Genomic DNA, 15,467 nt, shown 5'->3' with positions numbered 1-15,467 from the left:
TGAAATGAAAACGATACTAGATCATACACTTGCTGAATCGGAAGCCGCATTATGGTGGCTAGGGCAGGCCGGATATGTAATAAGGGTAGCAGAACTTACTGTGGTGATCGATCCTTACCTTTCTGATTCAGTGGCAAAAGATGCTCCCGAATTTTCGCGTCTCTATCCAAGTCCTATACCTCCGGACGAATTGCACGCTGATATTTTCATCATTACCCATGATCACCTGGACCACCTTGATCCTGATACCATTTTACCTTACAAAAAAAAGAACGAAACCTGGTTTGTTGCACCAAGACAGGCTGCTAAAAAGCTGAGGTCACTGGGTATTCCGGCCCGCCGAATCGTGGTCTTGCACGCTGGTGATACCTGGTGTTTTGGTTCAACGGAAATAACCGGTGTATTTGCAATTCCAACGGGAGCAGATGTATTAGATACTACAGGTTATTTTGTAAAGTTTGGGAACGGCAGAAATTTTTATCACACCAGTGATACCGAATTTCATCCACTGGTAGTTGCTGCAGCACCAAGAAATCCTGAAGTGATGCTGGTGCCCATCAATGGGAAATGGGGCAACCCCGGGCCAGAAGAAGCAGCAGCTTTTATACATGCAGTACAACCTACATATGCGCTGCCCAATCATTACGATCTGATGGAATTAAATGCTGAAAATCCTGAGATTTTCAAATGGTTTTGCATGCAAAAAAAAATGAATACCCAATGCATTGTACCGGTTAGGATGCAGTCTTATATATGGGACCAATAATCCACTTATAAAATTTAAGCTTATTAATCAACTCAAATAAATTAAAATGATGAACTCAAAAATGATTTCGTTCGCAAACGATACTGAAAAGTTTAACTGGATAAAAGAAAATCTGTACGTGCCCATTGTTTGCGATGTTTTAGATGCTCTGGGATACAGAAACTGTGCAATGCACCAGCGTTTAAGGCCCCTGGATCCCGCTAACTGCATCATAGCCGGGCGGGCAAGAACCTTTAGATGGATGGAGACGGACTATATTGAAGAGGGGGCCTACAACCTGGAAATTGAGGCGGTCGATTCACTTAGCGAAAATGATGTAGTGGTGCATTCCAGCGATTTCGCCTGTACCAATGCACCATGGGGTGAACTGATGAGCACAATTGCGCAGCGTAACGGCTCTGTCGGATCTATATGTGACAGCATGATCAGGGACTGCAGTAAAATCATAAAAATGGGTTATCCCTTGTTTTATACAGGTATTCGTCCCGTAGATAGTTTGGGGCGGGGGCAGGTGATGGCTTATGATGTGCCTGTAAGATGTGGCGATGTGGTGGTGCAACCCGGCGATTTGGTCTATGCAGATTTTGACGGTGTGGTTGTTGTGCCTCAGGAAGTTGAAGACAGGGTGCTGGAACTGGCATATGAAAAAGTTTTTAAAGAAAACCAATCAAGGGCAGACCTGCTAAAAGGTGATACTTTAAGGGCGGTATACGATAGGTACGGAGTGCTTTAACTCACCATCAATACCGGCTGCCGTTATGCCAAATATTTTAAAGCATGAATAATTTTCAACTTTCTTTTAGGAAATAAAATTTGTGTTGATGAGAGGTGTCTTTTGAGGTGAACAAAATGACAAAATAAGGTATTTATTTGTCCAGATCGGTTAAAAAGACCGGATTTCTGTTGACTAATTTTATTAAATGATTAGATCATCTATCGCTATTGTTGTGAAATAACCTTTTTATAAACCCAATTTTTAACCAAACTATGACCAAAAGAATTTTAAAAAAACCAAAGCTATTGCTCACCTTTTTGGGTAGCTTTTTACTGTTTTTTTCTGTAAAAAGTGTGCAAGGACAATCTGTTTCAGGACTGGTACGTTCCTCAGCAGATAACCAGCCATTAAGCGGTGTCACGGTATTCGTTCCTGGAAGCAAACAGGTGACAACTACAAATGGGGAAGGGCATTACCAATTGACCGGGGTAAATTTAAACGCTTCCCTTTCTTTCTCCTTTATAGGCTATAAAACGCAGACGATTCCGATCAATGGGCGCAATAAAGTAGATGTGAGTTTAGAAAGCACTATCTCAACCCTCGACGAAATGGTAGTAGTAGGTTATGGAACCCAGAAAAAGGAGAACCTTACGGGAGCAATAGCTACTGTTACCGCAAAGGATTTAACCGCTGTTCCTACGCCAAATGTATCAACACTGCTTTACGGTAAACTTCCGGGATTAAGCCCCAATCAGCGGAGTGGCGCACCTGGCGATGATAACGTTGCTTTGCAGATCAGGGGCCTGGGCGGCGCGCTGGTTGTTGTTGACGGGATTCAGAACAGGAATTTTACACGCCTGGACCCAAATGAGATTGAGAGTATTACCATACTGAAGGATGCAGCCTCGGCTGCCATTTACGGAGTAAGTGGTGGAAACGGTGTGATATTAGTGACCACAAAGAAGGGGACACTTGGAAAACCAGTATTTTCTTATAGCACAAATTTTGGTGTACAACATATCACCAGGTTTCCGGAGCCGGTTAATGCAGAAGGATATGCCATATTGATGAACCAGGCTGCAGTAAATATTGGAGGTACACCAACCTATACTCAGGAAGAGGTCCAAAAATTCAGGGATGGGACAGATCCTAAATATCCAAATTTTAATTATTACGATTATTGGATGCGCGATTATGCCCCACAAATGCAACAGGACATATCTGTCAGGGGTGGCAGTGAAAAAATAAAATATTTTTTCTTGCTTGGCCAGTCTACCCAGGCTTCTATATTCCGTGGTGGCAATCAGGAATTTAAGAAATATAATTTCAGGACAAATATCAGTGCAAATATCACTGATAATCTGGAAATTTCGGTTAATCTGGGTGCACGTACCGAGAACCGTAACAATATGGTACAGTCGCCATACCTGATGGCTGCCTGGCTGTATTATCAAGCACCTATATACAGACCCAGAAATCCAGATGGAACAATTGCCTCTACAAATTTCGGGCTTTCGGCCTACCTGGATCGCGATTTAACAGGTTATGTTAAAAACGACCGTAATATCTTTGAAGGTTCCCTGAATATTAAGTATAAGGTCCCTTTTATAAACGGACTTGGGCTCAATTTACTGGCGTCCCGTGATATGGTATTTGAAGATAATAAAAACTGGGAAAAGATATTTGGACTCTATACCTGGAACGAAACTACACAGACTTCAACCCAGGCGAGTACCCGCGGCGTGAGCAGGCTGATTGTTTTAGCAGAAAAACAGGCAACCATGTATGTAAACCCAAGTTTGACGTATGAGCAGACTTTTGCCGGAAAACACCATGTTAAAGGATTGCTTGCCTATGAGGTAAGTGACATGCTGGGTACCAGTTTGTCTGGAACCAGGCAAAATTACGTGACCACTATTGACCAGTTGTTCGCAGGTCCTGACCTGGCCAAAAACAATACGGGCACTACCACTGATGGTGGGCGCGCAAGTTACTTTGGCCGTTTAAATTATGATTACAGCGGGAAGTACCTGCTGGACTATATGTTTCGTTTTGATGGCTCAGCGAAATTTCCCCCAACAAAAAGATGGGGCTTTTTTCAGGGGGTATCTGCTGCCTGGCGAATTTCTGAGGAAAAGTTTTTCAAGAACAAAATTTCAGCTGTTGACAACCTGAAATTGCGCGGTGGATGGGGTAAACTTGGAGATGATGGTTCGGTTAACTTCCAGTATCTGACAGGATATACGTATCCTTCAGGAAGCTATATTTTTGGCGGTAGTGTATTAAGTCCTGGCTTAACGTCAAACGTAATCCCAAATCCGAATATTACCTGGGAAGACCACCAAAGTTTCGATCTGGGGTTTGACATGAGCATGTGGAAGGGTTTGTTTACGATGGAAGCTGGTGTTTTTTACAAAACCAGCAAAGGGATTTTGGCCACGAGGGCTGATGCCATACCCAGCACATTTGGCTCGGGGCTGGCACAGGAAAACCTGAATTCATTGAATTCAAGAGGCATAGAACTGGCTTTTGGGCACAGCTCAAAGATAGGAAGCGTCAGCTATTCCATAAATACGAACGTATCCTATGCCAGGCTGAGAAATGACCATGTCGAAGAAAGGGGATTTAACAATTCCTATGATCGCTGGAGAAACAGCAACGAGGGAAGGGAAGGCAGCGTCCACTGGGGATATAAGTCTATCGGGCAGTTCCAGTCTTATGAAGACATTTATTCCTCACCTATACAGGATGCCCGTGCAAATTCTACGCTGAGACCGGGGGACATCAGGTATGAGGACTTTAACGGTGATGGTGTGATAGATGGGGGAGATATTCAGCCCATTTCAAGGGGCTGGGACACCAGTTCCGGGCCGTCGGCGGTGTTTGAAAGTAACCCTTTGCTCAATTTTGGCCTGGGAATCAATGTTAGCTGGAAAAGGTTTACCCTGGACATGAACTGGGCAGGTGCGGCTTGGGTATATTCGAAATTATCATTCAATGCAACCTCTCCGTTTAAAGATGGCAGAAGCGCCAATGCCTATTTGCTGGACAACTGGCACCGTGCTGATCCTACAAATCCAAATTCTGCATGGGTTGCCGGTACATATCCGTCTACTGTTATTGGGGGGGCAGCAAATAACCTGCTGAATTCTGATTTCTGGATAAAAGACGCAAGTTATCTGCGGCTGAGATCGGCAGGTATAACTTATAACCTGCAAAACAATTTGCTGAAAAAGCTTGGGATAGGAAGTTTTGACCTTATGCTGAGTGGCCAGAATCTGCTGACGTTTTCTGGTTTAGGAGAGATAGATCCTGAAAACAGGAGTGCGAGCGGCTCTAATTATCCTCAGATGATGACATTCAATGCTGGTGCAAGAATAACATTTTAAATATAAGATGATGAAAAATACAATAATTATTTTATTTTTTTCGATAGCAATATTTCTATCAGGGTGTATTAAAGATACACTGGACAGAAAGCCATTGAACCTGATTTCGGATGCTGATATCTGGGTATCCACTACAATGGTTGATATATATATGGCTGCGCTTTACGATAATATACAAATTGGTCATACCGGTCAGAATTACCAAAGTATTTTTACAGATGAAGCGGCAACTGCACTGCAAGCTAGCCCTGTTTTGCAAAGAAATTATGGAGCGATCAATCGTTTTCTGAATACTACACAGTATCTCTGGATCCGAAGGACCAACTACTTTTTAGAACGTATCAAAACAGCCACTATACCAGCCAATGATATTACGCAGTATACTGCAGAGTGCCACTTTATACGTGCTTACTATTATTTCGATCTGGTAAAAAAATATGGCGGTATGCCTATTATTGAGCAGGTACAGGATTTTACAGGTAATAATCTCGAAGAACTGAAAGTTCCGAGAAATACAGAGGATGAAGTATATGGTTTTATTTTAAAGGAACTTGATGAGGCGATTGCCGGTCTTCCTGAATCCCGGGAGGCCAAAAATGCGAATCGTGCCACTAAAATGGTAGCCCAGGCCTTAAAATCCAGGGCCATGCTGTATGCAGGTTCTATTGCGAAGTATGGTACGGTACAATTGAACGGGCTGATCGGCATTCCGGCATCAAAAGCAAATTTTTATTTTACTGAGTCGTTAAACGCTTCAAATGCAGTTATCCAAAGTAATAAATATGCGCTTTATGACAAAGTTTTTAATCCAGCTACCCAAACGGGTGACCCGGTTAAAAACTACACCGACATTTTTCTGGATAAGAACAATAAGGAAATCATTTTTCAGCGGGCCTATATTGTTCCAGATAAAGCACATGGTTACGACTTTGATAATTTGCCAATTGCTTTTCTTTCGAGTAACGGTTCTTTAATCTGCCCCCTTCTCGAACTGGTGGAATCTTACGAATATGTAGATGGTACACCGGGTATATTAAATGTGGACGGCAGGGAATTTGATTCGCCCGATGAACTGTTCAAAAATAAGGATCCGCGTTTTGCAGCGAGCATATTCAGATCGGGATCACCGTTTATAGGTCGGCCTATTCAGATGTGGGCTGGGATTTACGATACTGATGGGAAACTTTACCAAACTCCGGACCAGAAATTTCCTAAAGATAATAATGTTTTACAGGTTGGATTAGATGGTCCACATTCCAGAGGCCGCTATACAAAAACAGGGTTTTATATCAGAAAGTATATCAATCAAAATCAGATAATAAATGCTGCTAATCTTTCCGACCAGAGTTATATTGATATCAGGTATGCTGAGGTATTGCTGAATTTCACAGAAGCTGCACTAGAGCTGGGAACCAGTTTACCGGAGGCGCTCACGGCAATTAACCTGCTGAGGAGCCGGGCTGGTATTAAAACGCTTACTGTAGGGGAGCTTACTATGGAAAGGTTGCGCAATGAGCGCAAGGTAGAGCTGGCATTTGAAGATAAACGGTTCTGGGATATGAAACGGTGGAGAATTGCGAAAAGCATATTTAACAATAGTTTTATGCATGGGTTATATCCATATCTCAGATACACAGGTTCCGGCTATAAATATCAGTTCAAAAAAATTACCGGTGCACCTTTAGACGAGGGCTTGACAAGAACATTCGAAGAAAAAGATTATTATAGTAACCTTTCTGGTTATATCAGTACCAACAGTAATATCATAAATAATCCAGGATGGTAATGTGTACAATAAATAAAATGAAAATGAAAAAGATATATTATTTCCTATATGTTATCCTGGCAATAGTAGTTTCTGCCTGCAACAAACTGGATAATTTTGAGCCGCCAGGTGCAACATTATCCGGAGCCGTAGTTGACCATGTTACAAACGAAACGGTGCAAAATGCAGGCGTAAATACTGGCACCAGTATCCAGTTGTTTGAAGGAAACAGCAAGCAGCCCATCTTATCCAATTCTTTTCCAGACGGTCGTTTTGTAAATGCGGCACTTTTTGCTGGCAATTATAAACTGTATCCGCTGGGTGCTTTCAAAATTGTAGGAGATACGGTCAGGGTAAAGATCTCGGGTGAAACGACCACTGAAGTCAGGGTATTGCCAAACATCAGGTTAAAAATAAATGACCTGACCATCTCAGGAACTACAGGGTCTGTTAAAATAGCCTATGAGAAAGTCCATAATACTGAAGTACTGAACCAACTGGGGGTAGTCTGGAGCACGATAGACAACCCCAATATCACCACTTTTTTTGGTGGCGGACAAAAGATGGAAACGGTTACCCCGCTTAACCTGAGCAGTGGTGAAAGGACCATCAGCATTACCGGTCTTGTGGCGGGAACAAAATATTACGTCCGTGCAGTCGGGTTGAGCAATAACGCAGGCAAGTACTATAATTATAGTGCTACTGTTAAAACACCTTGATTATTAATGATATTGCATGTAAAGAAACACAAATGAAATATTAACCTATAAACCATTTTTAATATGAAAAGTAACAACGATCGCAGATCTTTTTTAAAGAAAGCAGCAATCAGTAGCGTTGGTGCTACGGTATTACCACAAGCGCTTGCAGCCTGGGGACCACCTGCATCTGCAATGTCACAAAACGAGTTAATGGCCTCGGGCTACGCCGATGATGAAGAAGTTAGCTACTGGCTTGAAACTTCTCTTAATAGGGTATTTCCACAATCTCAACCCAAAAAAACAGCAGCATTTGAGTTATTAGCCGCCCGCAAAAGCAGGGTGTCTTTTCAGGTATGTTTTCGCAATAATACAAACAGAGTTAAGCGTGTAGCGTGCAGTATAGATGGTCCGGACGACCTGAAACCGGTTATCCGTGTAGTAGGTTTGGTGCCAATGCCAAAATTTACCCCAATTACAAATCTTAAAGAATTAGATGGAGTTGGCCATTATCCTGGGATGGCACCAGATCCGCTGCTGCCGGAGCAGAAGTTAGATGCTGCTCCGTTTTCTAGCAGATCTTTTTGGATAACGCTAAATATTCCTGAAGGAATGAGACCTGGTAAACACCAGCTTAAAGTAACCGTGGATTGGGAAAACGTCTGGTTTGGCATAGAAAAGGGGAAAAAAGGAAGGATGGAATTACCCCTGGAGATTAATATTGCTGAAATGGTTGTAGAACCCAGAAAGAATTTTCATGTAATACATTGGGTGCGCCACGAGGCTACCTGGAACTATTATAAAACGGAAATGTTTGATGACAGGTGGTGGAAGCTTACCAGGGCCCAACTGGCAGATCTTTTAGACCATGGTACAGATGTGGCTTCTGTGCCGGTACTTTTCATTATCAAGACGGTATTTAAGCGCCCATGTCAGTTACTGATCATAGATGAGCCTTCACCAGGAAAATATGTATTTGACTGGTCGAGAGTTGAAAAGTTCTTACTTATGTGTAAAGAGCTAGGCTATAAAAAATTTGAATGGTCTCATCTTTGGGTATATTGGGGGGTAAAAAACCCTTCACGTATCTATAAAAAAGTAAACAATGAATATGTGTTGCTTTGGCCACCAGATATTTCGGGCTTTTCGGATACTTTTATAAACTTCCTTAAACAGTTTTTACCACAATTTCACAAGTTCCTGCTTAAACACAATGTCCTTAATGATTCTTACTTCCATCTTTCCGATGAACCCGGTGAAAGGGATATCGAAAATTATCGTAAAGCCCAAAAGGTACTTAATGAACTCGCCCCATGGATGCATCCGATAATGGATGCTTTAAGTAATATTAAGTATGGCAGAGAGAAACTTGTGGATATACCTATTCCGCAGCTTCCGGGTGCAAAAGCATATTATGATGAAAAGATACCGCATTGGGTGTATTTTTGTACATCTCCGAAAGGAGATTATCTGAACCGGTTCTTTGATACCCCGTTGGCGAAATTACGAATGGCCGGTTTTTTATTTTATCACCTTAAAGCAGATGGGTTTTTACACTGGGGATATAATTATTGGAACAAAGTGGAATCAGAAGAAATATTAGATCCGTTTAAGAACGGCGACGGTGGAGCATATCCTGAAATACCTTTCGGTGATCCTTTCGTAGTGTACCCGGGACCAGACGGACCAATAAGTTCTATCCGCTGGGAAGTTTTTGCTGAAGCTTTACAGGATTTCGCTATTCTACAGACAGCAGGTATTGATAAGGATGATAAACGTTTTGCTGAACTGAGAACTTATGCTGATTACCCAAAATCAGAAGCATGGATACAAAGGAACCTGGCTGATATATTAAAATAAACTGGAATAATTATTTAATGATGCTAAGAAACATTGTCATACTTATTACGCTCTCAATGGCTGGAAAGCTTTCTTATTCCCAATCGGCTACAAAGCGTTTGCCAGGGACAATGGAAGCAGGAGTAGCTCGCGTAGACATTAGCCCGGTAGGACCGATCCGTCTTACCGGCTATGCCGCACGCGGGAAAGAGGAATCTACGAAAGTACTCAGTGGGCTATCTGCCAAAGCCCTGGCTTTTGGTTCCGGGCCAAAACAAACTTCGTTGCTCATCACTGTAGATCTGGTGGGCATCAACTGGCGGGTAACAAAGCAGGTTGTTGACCAGCTTTCCAAAAAAACAGGGCTTAACCCTGCCCATATTGCTATCTGTGCATCTCATACCCATGGCAGTCCTGAAGTTGGGAACCTGATCAATATTTTACAATGCAGGGGAGATTATCCACACGATTTCAAATTCAACGATTCGTTAATAAATCTTGATCAATTGCTGCATATTGCCCGGTTTAGTGAACAATTAACCGTTAAACTTGTAGAAGTAGCCCTGGCTGCACTCAAAAACCGGAAGCCGGCTTTGGTATCCTGGGGACAGGGGACAGCTTCGTTTGCAGTAAACCGCAGACCTGAAGGCGGACCTGTTGATCATTCGTTACCAGTTTTACAGGTTACAGATCTGGAGGGTAAGGTAAAGGCTATTTTTGTAAATTATGCCTGCCATGGCATCACACTTGGACCAGAAGTAAATGAAGTTCATGGAGACTGGATGGGAGAAGTACAGCATCAGCTTGAAAGTAAATATCCGGGTGCAATAGCCATGGTGTCTGTTGGTTGCGGTGGGGATGCACATCCCGGTAAACAGGGAAAGATCGAATATCTACGGGCTCATGGGCAAGAGATTGCCAATAATGTGGAACAATTGTTCAAATCAAAGTTGCAGCCATTGAAGTCAGCTCCTGTGGGGAGGATGAAATGGGTAAGCTTGCCTTTTTCTAACATACCAACCGTTGCAGAGCTGATGAAAATGACCGAAGACAAGACTGTTAAAGGTTATTATGCCCGGCTTGCGTTGGAGCGAGTAATCAGGGGAGAAAAGCTTCCTGCATCATTGGATTACCCGATTCAGGTATGGAATTTTGATAATAAGCTGTTAATGCTGAATATGGGTGGTGAGCTGGTTGTGGATTATGCTATCCGGTTGAAGCGTGAGCTGGGCGCAGAGCGGCTTTGGATCAATGCCTATGCAAATGATGTATCCTGTTACATTCCTTCCCGCCGCATATTAAAGGAGGGAGGATATGAGGCTGATGCCAGTATGTATTGGTACAATATGCCTGCCCCGTTGTCTGAGGTTGTGGAGGATATTGTGGTAAGTGCTGTCCGTGAACTGGTGCCAGATTCGTTTAAGAACAGTAGTAAGAGGAGATTCTGAAGTGCATACTGGTACTCAGGTAGATGCAGCGGATTTGTCTGGTTGCCTAATCAGGCCTTTAACCAGTTTTTAAAGTGCATGGCCTTAGCCTTGCTGACTACGACTTTATCTTCTGGTTCAGGAATTAGGTTTACCTGTAGCCTGCCGTTGAAATAATAGTGTACATCCCGGATTGCTTTGCGGCTGATCATATATTGCCTGTTTGCCCTGTAGAACATACTGGGATCAAGCAGGTCTGACAGTTCGTCCAGGCTTTTCTCTTCCAGAATGTGAGTGGTGTGATTTGAGGTAACAGCCTTTACCAGGCCATTACACAATTCAAACCAGGAGATCTCGTTTACGTTTAAAGGAACCAGCCTGTTATTATAAGGAATTAAAAAATTCTGTTTATAGGACATTTGAGCTTGCAATAGCGCTGTTATTTTTTCAATAGCCATGGAGCTGGAAAGTATCGGCTGTCTGTTATTTAAGCGCCTGAATTTTTCCAGCGCGGAGACCAGTTTCTCTTTTCGGATCGGTTTCAGCAGGTAGTCAATACTGTTTAGTTCAAATGCCTGTACCGCATAATGATCGTAGGCGGTCGTAAATATAACCGGGATGTCGATTTTAACGTCTTTGAATATTTCAAAAGAAATTCCATCGGATAGATTGATGTCCAGAAAAATGAGGTCAATTGCTGGTTTTGATGACAGGTATGCTTTCGCATCGGTGATATTGTCAATTACCGGAGCAAAACTGGCCGACGGACAGTATTCAAGCAGCATTGCGGATAGTTGTGATGCGGCATTTTCTTCATCTTCAATTATCAATATTTCCATCTTATTCCATGTTTTTTAATAAAGGAATGGTGACCATAAACTGTTGATCTTTTTTGCAGATGACAATGTACCTATCCGACAAATGGGTATACCGCTCATCCAGATTGGACAGCCCTATACCCGTAGAAGGTTGTCGCATCAATTTCTCCTGAATGGGATTGGTGACGGTCAATGTGGTCTCATCGGTCATAAATGCTGAAATTGTGAGTGGTAATTTTGTAGAAATGACATTATGTTTCGCTGCATTTTCAATCAGGATCTGAATGGCCAATGGAGGAATAAGCAGATCATAAGCATGATCATCTATGTCAAATTCAATGGTTAATTTACTTCCATATCTGGCTTTTAACATTTTAACGTAAATATGTACAAACTCCATTTCTTCAGCAACCGTAACCAAATTCTTTTTGCTGCTTTCCAATACGTAGCGGTAAACATCAGATAGGTTATTTACAAAGTTAACTGCTTCTTCTTTATTGCTGTTGATCAAAGCATTAATTGTATTAAATGAGTTAAACAGAAAATGTGGATTTACCTGGTTCATCAACACCTCATACCTGGTCTCTGCATTTACTTTTAACAATGCCTCATTTGCCAGTTTGATCTGCTGGTTATAAAATACGAGCCTGTAAATATGCGAAATCAATACGGTTAGCATGAATTCCAAAAAAAGATGCAGATTAAAGAAGAACCTGAAAAGCCGTTCCTGCAGGTAAGGTTCAAAAAGCTCCAGGTGTATAGGGACCAATACAATATAAAAGATGGCCAATAGCATGACATTATAAATTACCTTCTGGTAATGGTTAGCCGGATCATAAACTATTGGCCCCCATATCAGTTTCCTGCTGCATAAATTCAATGCCAGGAAAGCGATGGCGACGATGTAGGAATACAAGGACCTGGCCATAAATTCGTAAAATCTGAAATCCATGTTCAGGCTGTACTTCATATGACGGAAGATTGCCAGCCTCGGCAGTGAGAACAATATGGTTATCGCCAGGGCAGTGATAACTATCAGTTTCGTTTTTGAAGGGACCTGATATATACGGCTTGATTTCATGCTTCAGAAATATACGAATTTTCAATCTTGAACAAAATTTTCAGGGCAGGCTGTTGCCCTGAAAAAAATTACAAATCAGCTCAGAAGCATTAATCGCACTTGAGGGTTCATCACCACGAGGGTTGCTCTTTTTTCCGCCAGGCCAGGAATGCCCGCCATCCCTGGTCAGGTAGCAGCGTATCGTTGCGGCATTGCTGCAGTCTTTCCATTCTGTCAGTTTATAATGCTGGTCATCAACAATGACCTGCGGACTTGCAGCACATGCGTTTTTGGCTGCCCAGACCCTCAGGACGGAATCAACGGGTGCGAAAGTATAACCACCTAATCCGACTCCCCCCGCATAAGGCACAATGGTATCTTTTACAGAATGTATATGTAAAATTGGAACAGGACGTGAGGGCTGAATGGCTCCTGGCAAAACCATGGTTGCACTTACCGGTGCCACTGCAGCAATTTTATCAGATAATTCAGCAGCCAACCTATAGGCCATCATGCCACCATTAGACATACCTGTCACATATATTTTTTTAGTATTGATTTTATAAGTGCTGATCAGATGATCTATGAGTGTCCTGACATACTTTACATCATCGACATTTTGTTCATAAGCATAGTGGCAGCAAGTACCAGCATTCCATGTTCTGAGTTTTAACACCCCATCGCTTCTTACCCCCTCAGGATAAACTACTGCAAATCCGGTGCGATTGGTTTGGTCAGTAAACCTGTAGTCACGTTCAAATTGAGCAGCACTGCCCCCGGTACCATGTAATGCAATGACCAGGGGCACCGTGCTTTCATTGTTGTAATAATCCGGGGGCAGGTTAAGCAGATAAGTACGGTTGCGGTTATCAATATTCATTTTTCCGGCTATCCGGTAAATTTTTTCGGGCTCCTCATTTTTTGCACAGCCTAAAAAAATAACAAGGCATATTCCGGCAACGAGTGTTTTAAATAAGGTTTTCATGCTACTGTCTTTTAGACTTTAAGTTACTCTTCATCTCTTTTTGCTGCGCTTTATACCGCTTATATTGTTCTTCATCCAATATGTTTTTTACCTTTTCATCCCGTTCGCTGCTCAGGCTTTTAAATTTCCGGTATTTTGAGATTTTCGAGTCCGAGGATTGCTTCAGGCCGGCAAGTCCTTCAAAATAAGCAGTATTGATTTCCTCCATTTTGACAGCCTGTTCTTCATTAAGGTTGAGCTGAGCTTTGTATGCTTCATACTTTTCCTTCATTTCTTTTTTCTGCGTTTCCGTCAGTTTAGATTGGGCGTAGCCTGTCAGCGAAATCATTGTCGCCATTACCATTGTGCATATCAGTTTTCTTTTCATCTTTTTATTTTTTTACTTTATCAAAGAAAATAATCAGTTTATATTTTAACAATCCTAAATGTGCCGAGCCTGTATTTTTCAGGTTTAAAACGGAAATTACACAGGTCGAAATACCTGTGTTAAATGATGCTTTCTTATTCATTGTGTGCGCTTTTGAAAGCAAACAGATGGCCATTAAACGTAGGTACATATATGTTGCCCTCAGGCCCAATCGTAGTGCCTACTGTAAAATAGGTTTTACCGGGGAGGGGTTTTCTATCCAGAACTTTTCCCGTTCGCACGTCAACCACCAGAAGATCATTATAGAATGCGCCCTGGCTTGATGCTGATGTGGGATAAGCCAGATGCCCGGCTGTCTGTGTAGCAATCCCCCTGTTGTGTATGGTATCTAAACGCCAGATTAACCGGGCTGAATCTCCTTCATCTTTGAGGCACATCAGCTTTGCGTCTTTAGCCCCGGAAGGCATAATATATCCCTCGGGTGAGGTCGACTGACTTCCTCCGGGATTGTATCCCAGTTCATATTGCCAGACTTGTTTACCATTGGCGCTGTTTAAAGCGTGCAGGTTTCCGGCGTTATCATTGATGTATACTTTTTTTCCATCGGCGGATATATCAGGGCTTGAAGCACTTCCCCCGGATAATCCCTTATTTTCCCATAGTTTGGTGATCCACGCTTTGCTATTTTGTTCATTGTATTTCATAGCCCATAACGACGCAGCTGAGGTGCCAGGCTGCCAGTAAGTAAAAAAGAAGTTTCCAGTTTTGGTGTCGTATGCCAGGGTATTGGCGCAAGGGCAATCCCTGGTACCTTTCATACAGGCAACCGGATCGAAGTTGCTTGTAAGCAAGGGCTGAGGTGTAAGTGGCTGTCCATCTATCAATGGGGCACCTGTTTCTCTTTCCAGGACATATATCTTGCCAATGTGCGTGATGAACAACAGCCGTCCGGAATTGGTAAACTGGGCTGATAAAGGGAAACCATTGATGCGCCTTTTCCAAAGCTGATTGCCTTTGTCATCAAAGGCGTACATCGCGCTGTCATCGGCTATAAAAAGATGGTTCTTTTTATCTATCAGTGCAGCTGATGCTACCGCAAATTTATTCAGCTTGTCAGTGCACCAAAGTGCTTTACCGTTGCGGGAATCCAGTGCGAAGAGATGACACCCGGGGGCGCTGGTAGTTATATATACCCGGCCATTTGCATCTGTAGTTGGTCCCAGATTGATGGTGCCGTTAAATTTTTTATGCCATAACAGTGATACCTGGGATCCAGCCTTGATATTACTATAATCCGAATTCCGGGCATCAGCGTGTACTGCCGGCCAGCTACCGCCGTATGTAAATTCGTTTTTTCTTAAAGTAGTACAGCCCAGCATGAGCGCAGCGCCGACAATAGTCATCGTATATTTCATGTTACCGATAAATTATAGTTCTTCTGGTACGTGTTACAACTACCGGTGGGCGCAGCACAATCAACCGGTTTACAGGTACGATAACCTTTACCCTGGCAGGTGGCGGTACCAATACTATGCGCCGGACAGGGTGACTTACAACTACTGTCTGGGCCTTTAGTTTAGTGGTAATAAGACCTAGTCCTATCACCAGTAAAATGAACAATCTTTTCATGTTTTTATA

General features: G+C 42.6%; 13 protein-coding genes. 7 read left to right on the top strand and 6 right to left on the bottom strand.

Going from position 1 to position 15,467, the window contains the following annotated elements; all coding sequences use genetic code 11:
* Nucleotides 1–4 precede the first annotated feature (4 nt).
* The 7 genes from HDC92_RS12700 (at nt 5) to HDC92_RS12670 (ending at nt 10,620) form a co-directional block, all read left to right on the top strand.
* The gene (locus tag HDC92_RS12700) at nt 5–766 is read left to right on the top strand and encodes an MBL fold metallo-hydrolase (protein ID WP_183874978.1); all 762 of its coding nucleotides are present in this window, start codon (nt 5–7) and stop codon (nt 764–766) included.
* A 46-nt stretch (nt 767–812) separates the two neighbouring features.
* Entirely contained in the window at nt 813–1,499 is a 687-nt protein-coding gene (locus tag HDC92_RS12695) for an RraA family protein (RefSeq protein ID WP_221270961.1), read from the top strand.
* A gap of 254 nt (nt 1,500–1,753) precedes the next feature.
* Nucleotides 1,754–4,870 (top strand): SusC/RagA family TonB-linked outer membrane protein, encoded by a 3,117-nt coding sequence (locus tag HDC92_RS12690; RefSeq protein WP_183874976.1) that lies wholly within the window; start codon nt 1,754–1,756, stop codon nt 4,868–4,870.
* A 10-nt stretch (nt 4,871–4,880) separates the two neighbouring features.
* Nucleotides 4,881–6,656, top strand: coding sequence for a RagB/SusD family nutrient uptake outer membrane protein (locus HDC92_RS12685; protein ID WP_183874974.1), 1,776 nt, complete (start codon nt 4,881–4,883; stop codon nt 6,654–6,656).
* A gap of 23 nt (nt 6,657–6,679) precedes the next feature.
* Nucleotides 6,680–7,354, top strand: coding sequence for a DUF3823 domain-containing protein (locus HDC92_RS12680; protein WP_183874972.1), 675 nt, complete (start codon nt 6,680–6,682; stop codon nt 7,352–7,354).
* Between the two features lie 63 nt (nt 7,355–7,417).
* Nucleotides 7,418–9,193 (top strand): DUF4091 domain-containing protein, encoded by a 1,776-nt coding sequence (locus HDC92_RS12675; RefSeq protein WP_183874970.1) that lies wholly within the window; start codon nt 7,418–7,420, stop codon nt 9,191–9,193.
* A gap of 17 nt (nt 9,194–9,210) precedes the next feature.
* Nucleotides 9,211–10,620: a hypothetical protein gene (locus HDC92_RS12670; protein WP_183874967.1), complete on the top strand. Its 1,410-nt coding sequence runs from the start codon at nt 9,211–9,213 to the stop codon at nt 10,618–10,620.
* A 50-nt stretch (nt 10,621–10,670) separates the two neighbouring features.
* On the opposite strand, the gene HDC92_RS12665 is transcribed toward HDC92_RS12670, so the two are convergent.
* The 6 genes from HDC92_RS12665 to HDC92_RS12640 all read right to left on the bottom strand — a co-directional run bounded on the left by HDC92_RS12665 (nt 10,671) and on the right by HDC92_RS12640 (nt 15,458).
* Complete coding sequence (locus tag HDC92_RS12665) at nt 10,671–11,438, bottom strand: LytR/AlgR family response regulator transcription factor (RefSeq protein WP_183874965.1); 768 nt, start codon at nt 11,436–11,438, stop codon at nt 10,671–10,673.
* A gap of 1 nt (nt 11,439) precedes the next feature.
* The gene (locus tag HDC92_RS12660; protein WP_183874963.1) at nt 11,440–12,498 is read right to left on the bottom strand and encodes a sensor histidine kinase; all 1,059 of its coding nucleotides are present in this window, start codon (nt 12,496–12,498) and stop codon (nt 11,440–11,442) included.
* Nucleotides 12,499–12,538: 40 nt separating this feature from the next.
* On the bottom strand, nt 12,539–13,462 hold the full coding sequence (locus HDC92_RS12655; protein WP_183874961.1) for an alpha/beta hydrolase family esterase: 924 nt from the start codon (nt 13,460–13,462) through the stop codon (nt 12,539–12,541).
* Nucleotide 13,463: 1 nt separating this feature from the next.
* A complete protein-coding gene (locus HDC92_RS12650) occupies nt 13,464–13,829 on the bottom strand; it encodes a hypothetical protein (RefSeq protein WP_183874959.1) in 366 nt (121 codons plus the stop codon).
* 134 nt (nt 13,830–13,963) lie between these two features.
* Nucleotides 13,964–15,244 carry a PQQ-binding-like beta-propeller repeat protein gene (locus HDC92_RS12645; RefSeq protein WP_183874957.1) on the bottom strand — a complete coding sequence of 427 codons (1,281 nt, stop codon included), beginning with the start codon at nt 15,242–15,244 and terminating at the stop codon, nt 13,964–13,966.
* A 1-nt stretch (nt 15,245) separates the two neighbouring features.
* Nucleotides 15,246–15,458: a hypothetical protein gene (locus tag HDC92_RS12640; RefSeq protein WP_183874955.1), complete on the bottom strand. Its 213-nt coding sequence runs from the start codon at nt 15,456–15,458 to the stop codon at nt 15,246–15,248.
* Between the last annotated feature and the right edge of the window lie 9 nt (nt 15,459–15,467).

Source organism: Pedobacter sp. AK017 (assembly GCF_014200825.1).
In the GTDB taxonomy this organism is placed as follows: Bacteria; Bacteroidota; Bacteroidia; order Sphingobacteriales; family Sphingobacteriaceae; genus Pedobacter; species Pedobacter heparinus.
The sequence above is the reverse complement of the archived record's forward strand: the minus strand, read 5'-3'. Positions and strand labels throughout refer to the sequence as shown.

Bases quoted from the DNA above. Each gene is read 5' to 3' on its own strand.
- HDC92_RS12700 (WP_183874978.1), top strand. From the start codon at position 5: ATGAAAACGATACTAGATCATACACTTGCTGAATCGGAAGCCGCATTA.
- HDC92_RS12695 (WP_221270961.1), top strand. From the start codon at position 813: ATGATGAACTCAAAAATGATTTCGTTCGCAAACGATACTGAAAAGTTT.
- HDC92_RS12690 (WP_183874976.1), top strand. From the start codon at position 1,754: ATGACCAAAAGAATTTTAAAAAAACCAAAGCTATTGCTCACCTTTTTG.
- HDC92_RS12685 (WP_183874974.1), top strand. From the start codon at position 4,881: ATGAAAAATACAATAATTATTTTATTTTTTTCGATAGCAATATTTCTA.
- HDC92_RS12680 (WP_183874972.1), top strand. From the start codon at position 6,680: ATGAAAAAGATATATTATTTCCTATATGTTATCCTGGCAATAGTAGTT.
- HDC92_RS12675 (WP_183874970.1), top strand. From the start codon at position 7,418: ATGAAAAGTAACAACGATCGCAGATCTTTTTTAAAGAAAGCAGCAATC.
- HDC92_RS12670 (WP_183874967.1), top strand. From the start codon at position 9,211: ATGATGCTAAGAAACATTGTCATACTTATTACGCTCTCAATGGCTGGA.
- HDC92_RS12665 (WP_183874965.1), bottom strand. From the start codon at position 11,438: ATGGAAATATTGATAATTGAAGATGAAGAAAATGCCGCATCACAACTA.
- HDC92_RS12660 (WP_183874963.1), bottom strand. From the start codon at position 12,498: ATGAAATCAAGCCGTATATATCAGGTCCCTTCAAAAACGAAACTGATA.
- HDC92_RS12655 (WP_183874961.1), bottom strand. From the start codon at position 13,462: ATGAAAACCTTATTTAAAACACTCGTTGCCGGAATATGCCTTGTTATT.
- HDC92_RS12650 (WP_183874959.1), bottom strand. From the start codon at position 13,829: ATGAAAAGAAAACTGATATGCACAATGGTAATGGCGACAATGATTTCG.
- HDC92_RS12645 (WP_183874957.1), bottom strand. From the start codon at position 15,244: ATGAAATATACGATGACTATTGTCGGCGCTGCGCTCATGCTGGGCTGT.
- HDC92_RS12640 (WP_183874955.1), bottom strand. From the start codon at position 15,458: ATGAAAAGATTGTTCATTTTACTGGTGATAGGACTAGGTCTTATTACC.